Source organism: Prescottella sp. D32 (assembly GCF_037287305.1).
In the GTDB taxonomy this organism is placed as follows: Bacteria; Actinomycetota; Actinomycetes; order Mycobacteriales; family Mycobacteriaceae; genus Prescottella; species Prescottella equi.
Map to the genome: position 1 here is coordinate 352,219 of NZ_JARBSW010000003.1, position 15,862 is coordinate 368,080.

The window sequence follows — 15,862 nt, forward strand, 5'->3', positions numbered from 1 at the left end:
ACACGATTGCCGACCTCGCGCACAATTCGCTACGCGGGCGGCTCCCCGGCGGCGCGTCCCGCCTCGAGTTGCTGCTTGATCTCGAAGGTCATCGTCTTACCGGCGAGGCGGCGGGCGTGGTTCATCCCGGCCAGGTCGAGTGACGCGAGAGCCTGCGGCGATACCCCGGTCGGCTCCGCGTGCAGGAAGTAGTGCATGACGGTTCCGTCCATCACCGGCTCGAGCCACACCTCCATCGTTCCGGTGAGGGGTCCCGCGACGGTCCAGCGGACGCCCTTCTCGGCCCGGTCCTCGCGCACGTCGAGGACCAGATCCGGCCACCACGCGCGCCAACGCGCGGGCACGGACACGCGGGCGGCCACCTTCTCGGGGGCTGCGGCGACGAACGTCTGGTCGGCGACCTGAATGCTGCTCACCCTCACAGCTTCACACACCGCCTGCCAGGTCGGTGATCTGGACTACACCTGGACGGACGACCATGCGAGCAGCCGCAGGTAGGTGGCAGTGCCGCACGTCACGCGCGGGCCGTCTATCGTGAGGATCAGCAAGCCCTACTCGTCAGTATCTTCAGTGTTCGGAGGTCGTCGTGCCCGAGTTCAGCGTTCCTGCCACATTCACGATTCCGGAGGACGCGTCCGCGGTCGACTCGGTCTACGAGTACGCAGCGACGAAGCCCGATCACGTGGTCTTCCGCAGACTCGTGAACGGATCGTGGGTCGACGTGACGGCCCGCGAGTTCGCGGAACAGGTGACAGCCGTCGCGAAAGGCCTCGTGGCCCGCGGCGTCCAGCCCGGCGACCGGGTCGCCCTGATGTCGGCAACCCGCTACGAGTGGCAGCTCATCGACTACGCAATCTGGTCCGCCGGCGGCGTGACGGTGCCGATCTACGAGACGTCGTCCGCCGAGCAGGTGAAGTGGATCCTCGAAGACTCCGGCGCCATCGGCCTCGTCGTCGAGACCGATCAGCATTCGAAGACCGTGGCCGAGGTCGCCGAGGCGGCGCCCGACCTGCGCGCGGTCCTCCAGATCGAACCGTCCGGCGCGGACGCCGGTGCCGTCGAGGTGCTCACCACGCAGGGAGCCGAGGTCTCCGACGACGAGATCCGCGCTCGCAGGGCAGCACTGAAGGCGAGCGATCCGGCCACACTGATCTACACCTCCGGCACCACGGGCCGCCCGAAGGGCTGCCAGCTCACCCATTCGAACCTGATCGCCGAGTCCAAGGGCATCATCGCCTCGAGCCTCGGGGATCTGCTGACCACGCCGGGCGTCAGCACGCTGATGTTCCTGCCGCTCGCGCACGTCCTCGCTCGCGCCGTGAGCATCGCAGCGTTCGACGCGGGCGCCTCGGTCGGCCACACGAGCGACATCCCCAACCTCGTCCCGACTTTCGCCGAGTACAAGCCGGACTTCATCCTCTCGGTGCCACGCGTGTTCGAGAAGGTGTACAACACCGCACGCCAGAAGGCCCATTCGGAGGGCAAGGGCAAGATCTTCGACGCGGCCGCAGCGACCGCGATCGCGTGGAGCGAGGCGAAGGACAACGGTGGACCCGGCCTGCTGCTGAACATCAAGCACGCGGTGTTCGACAAGCTCGTCTACTCGAAGCTGCGCGCCGCGCTCGGCGGCAACTGCAAGCTCGCGATCTCCGGTGGCGCACCGCTGGGCGCGCGCCTCGGCCACTTCTTCCGCGGTATCGGCGTCACCATCTACGAGGGCTACGGGCTCACCGAGACCACGGCGGCGTTCGCGGTCAACACGATCGGCAACCAGAAGGTCGGAACCGTCGGAAAGCCCTTGGCGGGCAACTCCGTCCGGATCGCCGAGGACGGCGAGATCATGCTGTCCGGCCCGGTGGTGTTCTCCGGCTACTGGCGTAACGAGACCGCCACGAAGGAAGCGATCGAGGACGGCTGGTTCCATACCGGCGACCTCGGCACCGTCGACTCCGACGGCTACATCACGATCACCGGCCGCAAGAAGGAGATCATCGTCACCGCCGGCGGCAAGAACGTCGCCCCTGCCCAGCTCGAGGACCACCTGCGGGCGCATCCGCTGATCAGCCAGGCAATCGTCGTCGGTGACCAGAAGCCGTTCATCGGCGCGCTGATCACGATCGACGCGGAGGCACTGCCCGCCTGGAACGAGCGCAACGGCAAGCCCGCCGGCACAACGGTTTCGGAGCTGCTGTCGGATCCCGATCTCACCGCCGAGGTCGACGCCGCCATCTCCGAGGCCAACAAGCTCGTCTCGCACGCGGAGGCGATCAAGAAGTACCGGATCCTGCCCGTCGACTTCACCGAGGAGACCGGCGAGCTCACCCCGACGATGAAGCTCAAGCGGGGCGTCGTCCACGAGAGCTTCGCGTCCGACATCGAGCAGATCTACAGCAAGTAGCCCACACCCGACGGCGCACGACGCCCGCGGCCCCGAAAGGGCTGCGGGCGTCGTGCGTTCCCGTTCTCCGGCGCGGGACCGTTCAGGACAACAGGTGGCGCAGCCGGGCGCCGAGCACGTCCCAGCGCCAGTGCGACTTGACGAACTCCCGGCCCGCTGCGCCCATCGCCGCTGCGCGGTCGCGGTCCTCGAGCACCTCGACGAGCGCGGCCGCGATGTCGTCCACCGAGGTCCCGTCGACGACGTACCCGGTCTCGTTCTCGCGCACCGTCTCCGGTGCGCCACCGGATCGTCCCGCGATCACCGGCACGCCGCTCGCCGACGCCTCGAGGTAGACGATGCCGAGACCTTCGACGTCCAACCCGGCGCCGCGGGTACGGCACGGCATCGCGAACACGTCCGCGATCGTGTGGTGCGCCGCCAACTCCGCCGCGGGGACACCCCCGGTGAACACCACGTGTTCGGCCACCCCGCACTCGTGCGCGAGGGCCTGCAGGCGCTCCGCGTACGGTCCGCCACCGACTATCACCAGCACGGCACCGTCGATGCGGCGTCGCACCGCCGACAACGCCCGGATGAGCTGATCCTGCCCCTTGCGGGGCACCAGGCGGGACAGGCACAGGATCGTGGGCCGCTCCCCCAGCCCGTATCGGGCGCGCAGCTCCGCGCGTGCCGCCGGGTCCGGGCGGAACACGTCGGTGTCCACACCGGGGGGCAGGTGTTCGAGCGCGGCACCGGCCCCGAACGCCGACGCGAAGCGCCCACGGGTGTACTTGCTGACGAACGTGACCGCGTCGGTGGTGTCGCCGATCCGCCGCAGCGCCTGCCGGGCACCGGGCAGCATCGACCAGCCCACCTCGTGGCCGTGGGTGGACGCGATCACCCGGTCCGCGCCCGCCCGGCGCACCGTCGGCGCGAGCAGTGCCAGCGGCGCCGCCGCACCGAACCACACGTTCGAGCACGCGTACTCGCGCACCAGCTTCGCGGCCCGGCGCGCGACGAACGGCGTCGGCACCATGAGCGTCGTGGGATGACGCACCACGCGGTAAGGCTGCTCGGCGTCGAAACGGATGTGGCTGTCACCCCGCCAGCGGGGCGCGTAGACCACCAGCTCGTCCGGCGGCAACTGGGCGGCAAAGGTGTGCAGGTACGACTGGATCCCGCCGGGGCGGGGGGGAAAATCGTTCGTCACCAACAGGGTTCGACGCATGCGTCCACCGTAGGTCCCGCGGACGGGGCGGCGGCCACCAGGGTCAGGACAGTTGTTCCTTGACCCACACACCCCACGAGTGCACCAGCTCGTCGGTCCCGACCCCCAGCACGCTGCGGATCCTGCGGTCGAGTTCCGCGTCGGCAACCGGCCCGCGGGCCAGCTCCCGGTACAGCGCACCCAGCTGCCCCTCGCCGTACTGCGACGCGATGAAAGTCGCCAACGACCACGACGATTCGTATGCGAGCCGAGCAGTGTCGCCACCGCCACGGAAGTCGCCGTCGACGGGCAGCCTGCTCGGCGGCCCGGACTTCGCGACGTCGGCCGCCAGGGTGGGTGCGAGCTGACCGAACTGCGCCTCGATACCCCGGTAACCGACGTAGTCGGCGTACCCCTCGAGCATCCACATCGGCGACCCGTCCTCGGTCACCGGACGCGCGGCGATGTGGGTGAGCTCGTGCCGCAACACCGAGACCCTCGTCAGGTCGGTCAGTCGCCCCGCCGACTCCGGGCTGAACACGATGCGCTGACCGGACGCCGTCCGCGAGCGCCGGTCGACCGCGTCGGACACGGCGACCGCAGCGATGTCCGCCCCGCTGTGATCGCTGCCGACGAGCGAGGAGAACTCCTCCTGCGAACCCGCGACCATGACCACGGCCCGGCGCGACCAGTCCTCACCCCACACGTCGGTGACGTGACCGACGGCGTCGCCGACCTCGCTCGCCAGCAGGTCGATCATCGGCGCCTGCGTCGTCGGCCCCAGCACGAACGACGGCCGGCCTTCCTCACCGTCCACGCGACGAACCGTCACCGGACCGAAATCCCAAGGGCCACGCCAGGTCTCACGATCGGAACCCGGCACGCCGGAATCGCTGACGAGCTTCCACTCGTCGCCGTGCCGCGCCAGGAGCAGCGCCACCGGTTTGCGGGTCGACTGCGCGTCGGCCCCCGCGATCGAGTAACGCAGGTACACCGTCGGCGCCCACACGTCCGAAGCCCCGAGTTCGTCCGCGGTCGCGGACGCCACCGGCGTCTCCGGCTCGACACCGATGTCGTAGGCGAACTCGCCGAACGGAACTCCCGCGGCGTTGTTCGCTCGGCGGATCTCCGACTCGAGGAAGCCGGGTTCGGCGTTCGGATCGAACAGCGCCGGCAACGAATCGGTGTCACCGGTGCGCACCGCGGCGGCCCACTCGTCGAGCAGGGCCTGCGCGCCCGCGCGTCGCGCATCCTCGTAAGGGTTGCCCACGGGGGCGGCACCCGGCGGGGCGGCTGGTTCGTCGTCACCGTGATCGAACGCCGACAGGCTCAGCACCAGCGCGACGGCCACACCCAGCCCGAGCAGACCCGCCCACTCCCACCGCCGAACACGCCGCCGGGGCGTGGCAGTGGACGAACGATCTTCAGCGGACACGTCCGAGAGTGTATGAGCCTCGGACGACAACGGACCCGATACCCCTGGGTATCGGGTCCGTTCGAGGGCCGTGTATCGACCGGGTCGGGCTGCGGGTCAGTACCGGCGTGCACCGTAGAACGGCATCGACGCCATCGAGTCGACCTTCACGGGCGTGCCGTAGGTGGAGGCGTGCAGTACGTTGCCGTCACCCGCGTACAGCCCGACGTGCGAGGCGTCCTCGTAGAACAGCACGACGTCACCCGGCTGCAGCTGACTCTTGTCCACCGGCGTCCCGCCACCCGCCTGCGCCTGGCTCGAGCGTGGCAGCACCTTGCCGATCTGCTTGTACGCCCACACGACCAACCCGGAGCAGTCGTAGGCGTCCGGGCCGGTGGCACCCCAGCTGTACGGCTTCCCGATCTGCGTCATCCCGGCCTGCAGCGCCGCGGAGCCGGTGCCGGGCGCCAGGTTCCCCAGGATGCGTCCGGCGTCGAACCCGGGCGGGAAGGAGCTACCGGCCAGCTGAGCCCGCTCGGCGCCGGTGAGACGGTCGAACGCCTGTGTCACCGACTCGATCTGCTTCTGCAGCTCACTCTGCTTGTTCTGCAGATCGTCGCTGACGACTCTGGCCTGGTCGGTGGCCGATCGCGCCGCGTCCGCGGAAACCCGCGAGGCCTCGGCGGCGGCGGACGCCTCGACCGACGCCTGCTTGAACCCCGCGACGGCCTTCGACGTCTCGTTCGAAATGGCGTCCAGCGCAGCCATCTGGTCCAGCAACTGCTGCGGCGAATCGCTCAGCATCAGCGCATAGAGCCGATTGGTCCGCGCGCCTTGGTAACTCGCGGCCGCCAGCTTGCCGACCGTGGGCCGGAACTGATCGATCCGGGATTCGGCCGCTGCGAGGGCGTCCCGGTCGCGCGCCAACCGCGCCTCCGCGTCCCGCTGGGCCGCCTGCTTGCCCTCGAGATCGATCTGGGCATTGTGGAGAGCTTCGGTGGTCCGTTCGGATTCCCGGGAGAGTTCCGCGAGGCGGTCGAGCGCCGCGGTCGGATTGCTCAGCACGGGATCGGCACCCGCCGAGCCTGCGGGCAGCCCCACGAGGGTCAGGGAGAGCACCCCCGTCGCCAGAGCAGTACACATCGAGCGCTTGAACTTGAGCGAGGACTTGTCAGCGGGCACAGCTGCGCGACACTCCGTTTCTGGATTCAGTCTCCATCGCACGGCGATGGGCTCCGTAATGTCTCGAATAGGTTACGGAAGGGTATATGTCCGTGTCTACCCACCGGTACAACAGAACGCCGCACAGTCGCGAATGCCACAGCTGACGCGGTGCGAACGGCGTTCGGATACGGCTCGGGGCGGGTCCGAAACCGGACCCGCCCCGAGAACCGAGAACTGTTGTGTCGACTACGCGTAGCGGCGAGCGCCGTCGAAAGGCATCGACGACACCGGCGCGAGCTTCACCGGCTGGCCGGCGGTCGATGCGTGGATGACGTTGCCGTTGCCGGCGTAGATACCCGAGTGGCTGCCACCGTAGAAGGAGATGACGTCGCCGACCTGCAGATCGTCACGCGCGACAGACCAACCGGCCGCGGCCTGGTCGTAGCTCGTACGCGGAAGGTTGAGGCCGGCCTGCTTGTAGGCCCACTGCACGAGGCCCGAGCAGTCGAACGCGTCCGGACCGGCGGCACCGTAGACGTAGGGGGCGCCGAGCTTGCTCTCCGCTGCCTGCAGGGCCTGCTGGCCGGCGCTGAGGATCGGCGCGACCGAAGCCGGAGCGGCGGGTGCGAGATCGGCGGAGCCGGTAGGCAGCGCAGGCGCGACGATCGGGGCGATCTGCGCGACGGCCGCGTCGACCTGAGCCTGGTTCACGCCGGGGAGGTCGACCGTGCCGACGCCCGGGACGTTGACGGGATCGGCGATGGCCGGGGCCGCGGAGACCGCGACGGCTCCGATTGCAAGTGCGCCGGCGACGGCTGCGCGCTGCGCGGAACGCTTGAGATTGGATGACGCCACGAGAAAGGTAACTCCGTTTCTTCCGTTCGTCCGCCGACCGAGTTAGCTGACGGGTTCGGGCTGGGAAGATCAGCCCTACCCGTCGACACCGCACACGCGGCTTCGACGGGATTCACCCCAAAGGAAACTTGGGTTCCCGGCACGTCCCCTCGATGAGGTTTCGATTAGGCGGGCCCAGCGATGCCGTTCCGGGTGGGACGGCAAGACTCCGCTAGGTCTCGAGAAGATTACGAAAGCGCATCCTCCGTGTCGACCCGGACGCGCCGAATCCGCACTTTTCAATCGTTTGGCCGGGGTTCGAGGCATCCTCCCGGCCCCAACATCACGGACGGATAACAACCAGTTCGGTTCCGCTCACACAGGGCGTTCACCCCGCTTCCCCCGCGCGGCGGCGGCGAACGCGCGCGACGAGCGACGAACCGCCGGTCGCCACTGGTCAGCGCGAGATCCACGGGCGCCGCCGAAGACCACACCCCGGCCCGCCCGCGTCCGTCACGACCACGCCGCGACGGCCGAAACCGAACTCGCCCAACAGCGATCGCACACGATGCGATCCGGGCGCCGAGAACGGCGGGTGTGATCCTCGTCTCTCCACGCCCGCGGACGGGTCCGACGCGCTACCGGAGCCGTTGTCGGAGGGGCTCTCTAAGGTCTGCGGTCGTGAGCAGATCGCCGAACGCCCGAACCGCCGACGGCCTCCAACTGACTTTCGACGAACTCGACACCCCCCTGCGCGAGACGACCTTCGTCGTCGTCGACCTCGAGACCACCGGCGGAAGCTCGGAGTCCGACGCGATCACCGAGATCGGGGCCGTGAAGGTGCGTGGCGGCGAGGTGCTCGGGGAGCTCGGCACCCTCGTCGATCCCGGCCGCGCGATTCCGCCGTACATCGTCGAACTCACCGGGATCACGACGGCGATGGTGCGCACCGCGCCGCGGATCGACACGGTGCTCCCGGCCTTCCTCGAGTTCGCCGGTGGTGCAGTACTCGTCGCGCACAACGCCGGCTTCGACGTCGGGTTCCTCAAGGCGGCAGCCGCCCGACAGGGTCTGCCGTGGCCCAAGTTCCAGGTGCTGTGCACCGTGAAGCTCGCGCGCCGAGTCCTGGGGCGTGACGAGGCGCCCTCGGTCAAACTGTCGGCGCTCGCGGCGCTGCTGGGGGCGGACACCACACCGACGCACCGGGCGCTCGACGACGCCCGGGCCACCGTCGACGTATTGCACGCGCTCATCGGGCGGGTCGGCAACCAGGGCGTGCACAGCCTGCCGGAACTTCTCGACTACCTGCCGCGCGTGTCGTCGGAACAACGCGCCAAACGCACCCTGGCGAGCCACCTTCCGCGGTCGCCGGGCGTGTACCTGTTCCGCGGGCCGTCGGACGAGGTGCTCTACGTGGGGACCGCGTCGGATCTGCGACGACGCGTGCGCAACTACTTCACCGGATCCGAGACTCGCGGACGGATGAAAGAGATGGTCGCGCTCGCGACCCGGGTCGACCACGTCGAGTGCGCGCATCCGCTCGAGGCGGGGGTGCGCGAGTTGCGACTGCTGAGCGCGCACGTGCCGCCGTACAACCGGCGCTCCAAGTTCCCGATGCGCGGCTGGTGGGTCACGCTCACCAACGAGGTTTTTCCGCGCCTCTCCGTGGTCCGTACGCCCACCGCAGACGCCCTGGGCCCCTTCCGGTCCCGGACGGACGCCACGGACGCCGCCGCGACGGTGGCCGAGTTCTGTGGGCTGCGGACCTGTACGACGCGGATCGGGAAGGGGCAGTGGCACGGACCGAAGTGCCCGCCACGGGACATCGGCGGTTGTCCTGCGATCGCCGACGACGAGGAGGGCTACCGCGTCGCGCCCGAGACGGCACGGGCGCTGATCCGGGGCGAGGACGACGCGCCGCTGCGGCGTGCGCGCGCTCGCATCGAGGAACTCGCCGCCGCCGAGTTGTTCGAGAGCGCGGCCCGCCTGCGGGACCGCGTGGCGATCCTCGGCCTCGCCCTGCGCCGTGTGCAACGGCTCGCCGCGCTGGCCGCCGTCGACGAACTGGTCGCCGCCCGGCCGGCTCCGGAGGGCGGTTGGGAGTTCGCCGTCATCCGGGCCGGACGCCTCGCGTCCGCGGGTGTCTCGAGGCGTGGCGTCGCGCCGATGCCGGTGGTCGAGGCACTGGTCGCATCGGCGGAGACGGTCCTCCCCGATCCGGTGCCACTGCGGGGCGCCTCACCCGAGGAGCTCGCAGTCATCGCGCGCTGGCTCGACGCCGACGGTGTGCGGATCGTCCGGACCAGCCACGGCTGGTCCGAGCCCGCACACGGCGCCGGATCCTGGGAGGACTGGTGCACGCTCGCCCGGACAGCCCGAGCGCCTACTGTGTCTGTCGAACGACAGCAAAGCTGAAGGAGCGCCATGATCAACGCGATCGTCATGATCCACGCCGAGGCCGACCGGATCCCCGAGACTGCACAGGCGGTCGCCGACCTGGGCGGAGTCTCCGAGGTCTACTCGTGCGCCGGCGACGTCGATCTGATCGCGATCGTCAAGGTGCGCGACCACGCCCAGATCGCCGAGGTCGTGACCGAGCGCATCAACAAGGTGCGCGGCGTGACCAAGACAGCGACGCACATCGCGTTCCAGTCGTACTCCAGCGCGGACATCGAGGCCGCCTTCTCGCTCGGCGAGTAGGCGGCCCCGCGCGTCTAGTGGTGGGCGGCCAGTTCCGTGGTGAGCGCCGCCCACCGCTCGAGCACCGTCGCGGCGGCACCCGAATCGATTGCCCGGGCCGCCTTCTCGAGACCTGCGGCCAGCGATTCCTCGAGGCTGTCGCCGACGCCGTCGAACGCGGCGAGCGCACCGGCCGCATTCAGCAGGACCGCGTCGCGGACCGGCCCCTCGTCGCCGGCGAACACACCGCGCGCGACCGCCGCGTTGGCCTGGGCGTCGCCCCCGCGCAGCGCATCCAGCGGCACCCGCGCGATACCCAGATCCGTCGGATCCAGCTTCCGGGTGCGCACGGTGCCACCCGAGACCACGTGCACCACCGACGTCGTCGACGTGGTGAGTTCGTCGAGTCCGTCGTCACCGCGCACCACCAGCGCCGAGTTGCCGCGCTCCGCGAGCACCCCGGCGACCACCTCGATGAGATCCTCGAAGGCGCAGCCGATCAGTCCGGCGCGCGGGCGGGCAGGGTTCGTCAGCGGCCCGAGGACGTTGAACACCGTCGGGATGCCGATCTCCTTGCGGGGCGCTCCCGCGAAGCGCAGTGCCGGGTGGAACACCGGCGCGAAGCAGAACCCGATCCCCACCTCCTCGACGCAGCGCGCGACCTCCTGAGCGCCGAGATTGATGTGCACGCCCAGCGCCTCGAGGACGTCGGCGCCACCGCTCTTGGAGGAGGCGGCACGGTTGCCGTGCTTGACGACCCGGACACCCGCCGCCGCCACCACGACCGACGCCATCGTGGAGATGTTCACCGTGTTGGAGCGGTCACCGCCGGTACCGACCACGTCGACCACGTCCGGCGAGACCGGCACGCTCCGGGCGTGGCCGAGCATCGCGTCCGCGAGGCCGCGCAGTTCGGGCGGCGTCGCACCTTTCATCTTCAGGGCGACACCGAACGCGGCGATCTGCGCGGAGGTGGCGTTGTCGGACATGATCTCGTCCATCGCCCATGCGGCGTCGTCGGCGGTGAGATTCCTGCCGTCGGTGAGGGCCCCGAGAATCGCCGGCCAGGTCCGGTCGGCCGCGCCCGCCACTCGATTCACTGCCTGCGCTGCCGACTGCCGCACCATGACGACCCCTTCTGCTGTACGCCCACCAACCGGTCGGGCGGAGATTTGACGTTCCGCAGCTTAGTGCGCCCGTCCGAGCTCACCCCGCGGACGGCGGCTGCAGCCCCTCCCAGCCCAGCGCGGTGCCCCCGAGCCGCTGGGCCAGGCCGGCCATCCGCGACCGCTCCTGGGAGCAGTGCAGGGCGTCGAGAAGCTGCACCCGCTCGAGGAGCACCGTCGCGACCCCGTCCGCGTCCACCACGGGTTCGTCCGCGAGCGCGTAGTCGTCCTGACCCGCGACGTCCACCGCCTCCTGCACCCGATCCGACGGCAGACGGAGGTGATGCCGGAGCACGGCCTGGGCATCGGGCACCCATGCCGGCGCGCCCGCAGCGCCACGTTCGAGGGTGGTCGAGCACGCCTCGACGTCGTCGAAGCCGGACACCACCACCACGAGGTCCTCGCGCGTTCGATCGAGGGCCGCGGGCGAGCGCCTGGACAGAAATCCGCCAAACCAACGAGCGACACCGCTCCTGAGTTCCATGTGCCTACTTTGTCACGTCCACCGACGCCCGCCGGGACCGCCGAGGAATGGCCTCTGACGTGGGCCGACGCGCCGACACCGGACCCGGGTGGCTTTCCTTTACGACGAAGCGTCATACTTCTCAGCGTGACGAGCGCAGTAGGGACTTCAGGATCGGCAATCACCCAGCGCGTGCACTCGCTGAACCGGCCAAACATGGTCAGCGTCGGCACCATCGTGTGGTTGTCAAGCGAGCTCATGTTCTTCGCAGGGCTCTTCGCCATGTATTTCGTTGCACGAGCACAGGCGAATGGGAACTGGCCACCGGAGCCGACGGAGCTGAACCTCACGTTGGCCGTGCCGGTCACGCTGGTGCTGATTGCGTCTTCCTTCACCTGCCAGATGGGTGTCTTCGCGGCAGAAAAGGGTGACGTCTTCGGTCTCCGGCGTTGGTACCTGGTGACTCTTGCCATGGGCACGTTCTTCGTGCTCGGCCAGGGTTACGAGTACTACCACCTGGTGCACGAGGGAACGACGATCTCGAGCAGTGTGTACGGATCGGTCTTCTACATGACGACCGGCTTCCACGGCCTGCACGTCATCGGCGGTCTGATCGCGTTCGTCTTCTTGATCGTCCGCACCAAGGTCAGCAAGTTCACGCCTGCACAGGCCACTGCGGCGATCGTCGTTTCGTACTACTGGCACTTCGTCGACATTGTGTGGATCGGCCTGTTCGCCACGATTTATTTCATCCGTTAGCCAGCTGAACGACCAGGCAGCCCCCTGACGCTTCAGTCGTCCCGACATACCAAAGGGATACAGATGAGTTCATCCCCCCCTCCCGCAATCGAGGGTGACATGCCCGACCGCACCACCGCCGCCAAGGCGCGCCGCCAGCGCAAGCTGCGCCGGCGCGTCACCGGCGCGTTGATCCTGATGATGGGTCTCGTGAGCGCCGGATTCCTCGCCTCCGCACTGACGCCTGCACCGCAGGTCGCCACCGCGAGCGACGATTCCGCCGCGCTGATCCGCGAGGGCAAGCAGCTCTACGACACCTCCTGCATCACGTGCCACGGCGCGAACCTGCAGGGTGTCCAGGACCGCGGCCCCAGCCTCATCGGTGTCGGCGAGGCCGCCGTGTACTTCCAGGTGTCGTCCGGTCGTATGCCGGCCGCTCGCAACGAGGCCCAGGCTTCCCGTAAGCCGGCCAAGTTCGACGCCCGTCAGACCGACGCCATCGGCGCCTACGTGCAGTCCCAGGGCGGCGGCCCGACCGTCATCCGCGACGAGAACGGCGAGATCGCGCAGTCCTCGCTGCGTGGCGGCGACGTCGCCCGCGGTAGCGAGCTCTTCCGCCTCAACTGCGCGTCGTGCCACAACTTCACCGGTCGCGGCGGTGCGCTGTCGTCCGGCAAGTACGCCCCCGTTCTGGACCCGGCCAACGAGCAGCAGATCTACGCCGCCATGGTCACGGGCCCGCAGAACATGCCCAAGTTCTCCGACCGTCAGCTGACGCTCGAGGAGAAGAAGGACATCATCGCCTACGTCAAGCAGTCCAGCGAGAACAAGAACCCCGGCGGCTACGGCCTCGGTGGAATCGGACCGGGTTCCGAGGGTCTCGCGATGTGGGTCGTCGGCATCGTCGCTGTCGTCGGTGCAGCACTGTGGATCGGAGCAAGGTCATGAGCGACGCCGGCAGCGGCGATACGCCGAAGAAGTACACGGACGACGAACTCGACCGTATGAGCCGTGACGACCTCGTCAAGCTCGGTACCAACCTCGACGGCGTCGATGTCGCGTTCCGCAAGGACCGCTGGGCGGTCAAGGGCACGAAGGCCGAGAAGCGCGCAGAGCGTTCGGTTGCCTTCTGGTTCATCCTGGCGGGCGTCTCGGCGATCGCGTTCATCGCGATCTTCCTGTTCTGGCCGTGGGAGTACGCCGGTCCGGGTGAGGACACCTACTCGGCGTACAACCTGTACACCCCGCTGATCGGCCTCACCATGGGTCTGGCGATCCTCGGTGTCGGCGTCGGCGCGGTGAAGTTCACCAAGAAGTTCGTCCCCGAAGAGGTCTCGATCCAGGACCGCCACGACGGCGGCTCGGCCGAGGTCGACAAGCGCACGCTCGTCGCGCAGCTCGGCGACACGCTCGACAGCTCGACGATCGGCCGCCGCAAGATGATCAAGCGCAGCCTGATCTTCGGTGGCGGCGCCATCGGCGTCATGTCCGTCATGCCCCTCGGCGGCATGATCAAGAACCCGTGGGCCAAGGGCGACGACTCGCCGCTGTGGGTGTCCGGCTGGACCCCGCGCTACGAGGGCGAGACCATCTACCTGCGTCGCGACACCGGACGTCCGCACGACATCGTGCTGGTTCGCCCCGAGGATCTCGACGCCGGCGCCATGGAGACCGTCTTCCCCTTCCGTGAGTCCGAGCGCGGCAACGACGAGGAGCTGTTCAAGGCTCTGCGTGGCATCCGCAACTCGGTCATGCTGATCCGTCTGCGCACCGAGGACACCCAGAAGGTCATCAAGCGCAAGGGCCAGGAGAGCTTCAACTACGGCGACTACTTCGCCTACTCGAAGATCTGCACCCACCTCGGCTGCCCCACCTCGCTCTACGAGCAGCAGACCAACCGAATCCTGTGCCCCTGCCACCAGTCGCAGTTCGACGCGCTGCAGTACGGCAAGCCGCTTTTCGGTCCCGCCGCTCGTGCTCTTCCGCAGCTGCCTATTACAGTGAACGAAGAGGGCTACCTCGTCGCCAACGGTGACTTCATCGAAGCCCTCGGCCCGGCATTTTGGGAGCGTCGACCGTGACCACTACCACTCAATCCAGAGTTGCCGCCCAGGCAGAGGGAGTCGACTCCCGCTACCACCTCGCGGCCGGTATGAAGCGGCAGATCAACAAGGTCTTCCCGACGCACTGGTCGTTCATGCTCGGCGAGATCGCGCTCTACAGCTTCATCATCCTGTTGATCTCGGGCGTCTACCTGACGCTGTTCTTCGACCCGTCGCTGGCCGAAGTCACGTACAACGGCGCCTACGAGCCGCTCCGCGGCGTCGAGATGTCCCGCGCCTACGCCACGACCCTCGACATCTCGTTCGAGGTTCGCGGCGGTCTGTTCGTCCGCCAGATCCACCACTGGGCTGCGCTGATGTTCGCCGCGTCGATCATCGTGCACCTGCTGCGCATCTTCTTCACCGGCGCGTTCCGTCGCCCGCGTGAGGCGAACTGGGTCATCGGCTCGCTGCTGCTGATCCTGGCGATGTTCGAGGGCTTCTTCGGTTACTCGCTGCCCGACGACCTGCTCTCCGGTACCGGCCTGCGCGCCGCGCTCTCCGGCATCACCCTGAGTGTCCCGGTCGCCGGCACCTGGCTGCACTGGCTGATCTTCGGTGGCGACTTCCCCGGCACCCTGATCATCCCGCGTCTGTACGTCGCGCACGTCCTGCTGCTGCCCGGCATCATCCTGGCCCTGATCGCCGCCCACCTGGCGCTGGTCTGGTACCAGAAGCACACGCAGTTCCCCGGCCCCGGCCGCACCGAGAAGAACGTCGTCGGCGTTCGCATCCTCCCGGTGTTCGCTCTCAAGGGTGGCGCGTTCTTCGCGTTCACGTTCGGTGTCCTGGCCCTGATGGGCGGCCTGCTGCAGATCAACCCGATCTGGAACATCGGCCCGTACAACCCGTCGCAGGTCTCCGCAGGCTCGCAGCCCGACTTCTACATGATGTGGACCGACGGCCTGGCACGTCTGTGGCCGGCATGGGAGCTGTACCTGTTCGACCGGTACACGGTCCCCGCGGTGTTCGCCGTCGCGGTGATCATGGGCCTGGTGTTCGCACTGCTGATCGCCTACCCGTGGATCGAGAAGAAGTTCACGAAGGACGACGCGCACCACAACCTGCTGCAGCGTCCGCGTGACGTCCCGGTCCGCACCGGCATCGGCGCGATGGCCATCGCGTTCTACCTGGTGCTGACGATCTCGTGCATCAACGACATCATCGCCTACCACCTGGACATCTCGCTCAACGCGATGACCTGGATCGGCCGCATCGGCATGGTGATCCTGCCTCCGGTCGCGTACTACGTCACCTACCGGTTCTGCCTGGGTCTGCAGCGCAGCGACCGCGCGGTGCTCGAGCACGGCATCGAGACGGGCATCATCAAGCGCCTGCCGCACGGTGAGTACGTCGAGATCCACCAGCCGCTCGGCCCGGTCGACGATCACGGCCACCCGATCCCGCTGGAGTACCAGGGTGCTGCGATCCCGAAGAAGATGAACAAGCTCGGCTCCGCCGGCAAGCCCGGCTCGGGTAGCTGGATCACCCCGGACCCGGTCGAGCAGAGCCAGGCGCTCGAGGCAGCCGATCACAAGGCTGAGCACGAGCAGCTGAAGATGCTCACGGAGTACCAGGACCGCATCCGCGGAAACGGCTCCGGCAACGGCAACGGCGAAGCGCACTAGTTCGCCGAGACCGACGAGGAAGGCCCCGAACCGATATCGGTTCGGGGCCTTCCTCGTTCCGGATCCGCCCGGAAACCACCCGGGTAC

Annotated in this window: 14 protein-coding genes and 1 riboswitch; of the genes, 7 read left to right on the forward strand and 7 right to left on the reverse strand. The window is 68.5% G+C overall.

All coding sequences use genetic code 11. The features are described from left to right. Positions 1-29: 29 nt before the first annotated feature. Entirely contained in the window at positions 30-416 is a 387-nt protein-coding gene (locus PSS76_RS16300; RefSeq protein ID WP_022596559.1) for a hypothetical protein, read from the reverse strand. Positions 417-586: 170 nt separating this feature from the next. On the opposite strand from PSS76_RS16300, the gene PSS76_RS16305 reads away from it, so the two are divergent. Then, positions 587-2,398, forward strand: coding sequence for an AMP-dependent synthetase/ligase (locus PSS76_RS16305; protein ID WP_337456355.1), 1,812 nt, complete (start codon positions 587-589; stop codon positions 2,396-2,398). Between the two features lie 82 nt (positions 2,399-2,480). Here PSS76_RS16305 and PSS76_RS16310 read toward each other — a convergent pair whose 3' ends face one another. The 4 genes from PSS76_RS16310 to PSS76_RS16325 form a co-directional block, all read right to left on the reverse strand. After that, entirely contained in the window at positions 2,481-3,608 is a 1,128-nt protein-coding gene (locus PSS76_RS16310) for a glycosyltransferase family 4 protein (protein WP_005512491.1), read from the reverse strand. 43 nt (positions 3,609-3,651) lie between these two features. Beyond that, entirely contained in the window at positions 3,652-4,938 is a 1,287-nt protein-coding gene (locus tag PSS76_RS16315; RefSeq protein WP_005512490.1) for a peptidase MA family metallohydrolase, read from the reverse strand. Between the two features lie 180 nt (positions 4,939-5,118). Then, positions 5,119-6,144, reverse strand: a complete 1,026-nt coding sequence (locus tag PSS76_RS16320) for an NlpC/P60 family protein (RefSeq protein ID WP_044991208.1) — start codon at positions 6,142-6,144, stop codon at positions 5,119-5,121. A 267-nt stretch (positions 6,145-6,411) separates the two neighbouring features. Continuing rightward, positions 6,412-7,020, reverse strand: coding sequence for a C40 family peptidase (locus PSS76_RS16325; protein WP_005512488.1), 609 nt, complete (start codon positions 7,018-7,020; stop codon positions 6,412-6,414). Positions 7,021-7,035: 15 nt separating this feature from the next. Continuing rightward, a riboswitch (cyclic di-AMP (ydaO/yuaA leader) is annotated at positions 7,036-7,201 on the reverse strand. A gap of 479 nt (positions 7,202-7,680) precedes the next feature. Here PSS76_RS16325 and PSS76_RS16330 point away from each other — a divergent pair. Both PSS76_RS16330 and PSS76_RS16335 read left to right on the forward strand, forming a co-directional pair. Then, positions 7,681-9,414 (forward strand): DEDD exonuclease domain-containing protein, encoded by a 1,734-nt coding sequence (locus tag PSS76_RS16330; protein ID WP_337456356.1) that lies wholly within the window; start codon positions 7,681-7,683, stop codon positions 9,412-9,414. A 9-nt stretch (positions 9,415-9,423) separates the two neighbouring features. Then, on the forward strand, positions 9,424-9,699 hold the full coding sequence (locus PSS76_RS16335) for an Lrp/AsnC family transcriptional regulator (protein ID WP_005512486.1): 276 nt from the start codon (positions 9,424-9,426) through the stop codon (positions 9,697-9,699). A 14-nt stretch (positions 9,700-9,713) separates the two neighbouring features. Here the strand turns inward: PSS76_RS16335 and trpD are convergent, their stop codons facing one another. Next, positions 9,714-10,805: an anthranilate phosphoribosyltransferase gene (gene trpD / locus PSS76_RS16340; protein ID WP_064057677.1), complete on the reverse strand. Its 1,092-nt coding sequence runs from the start codon at positions 10,803-10,805 to the stop codon at positions 9,714-9,716. Positions 10,806-10,884: 79 nt separating this feature from the next. Further along, positions 10,885-11,328, reverse strand: a complete 444-nt coding sequence (locus PSS76_RS16345; protein WP_005512483.1) for a hypothetical protein — start codon at positions 11,326-11,328, stop codon at positions 10,885-10,887. Positions 11,329-11,454: 126 nt separating this feature from the next. Between PSS76_RS16345 and ctaE the strand changes: the two genes are divergently transcribed. The 4 genes from ctaE (at position 11,455) to qcrB (ending at position 15,775) form a co-directional block, all read left to right on the forward strand. Then, the gene (ctaE, locus tag PSS76_RS16350) at positions 11,455-12,066 is read left to right on the forward strand and encodes an aa3-type cytochrome oxidase subunit III (protein ID WP_022596569.1); all 612 of its coding nucleotides are present in this window, start codon (positions 11,455-11,457) and stop codon (positions 12,064-12,066) included. 63 nt (positions 12,067-12,129) lie between these two features. Continuing rightward, positions 12,130-12,993, forward strand: a complete 864-nt coding sequence (gene qcrC / locus PSS76_RS16355) for a cytochrome bc1 complex diheme cytochrome c subunit (RefSeq protein ID WP_172504533.1) — start codon at positions 12,130-12,132, stop codon at positions 12,991-12,993. Continuing rightward, the gene (qcrA, locus tag PSS76_RS16360; RefSeq protein ID WP_005512480.1) at positions 12,990-14,126 is read left to right on the forward strand and encodes a cytochrome bc1 complex Rieske iron-sulfur subunit; all 1,137 of its coding nucleotides are present in this window, start codon (positions 12,990-12,992) and stop codon (positions 14,124-14,126) included. The genes qcrC and qcrA overlap by 4 nt, the downstream gene beginning before the upstream one ends. Next, positions 14,123-15,775, forward strand: a complete 1,653-nt coding sequence (qcrB, locus tag PSS76_RS16365) for a cytochrome bc1 complex cytochrome b subunit (protein WP_064079564.1) — start codon at positions 14,123-14,125, stop codon at positions 15,773-15,775. The genes qcrA and qcrB overlap by 4 nt, the downstream gene beginning before the upstream one ends. Positions 15,776-15,862: the final 87 nt, after the last annotated feature.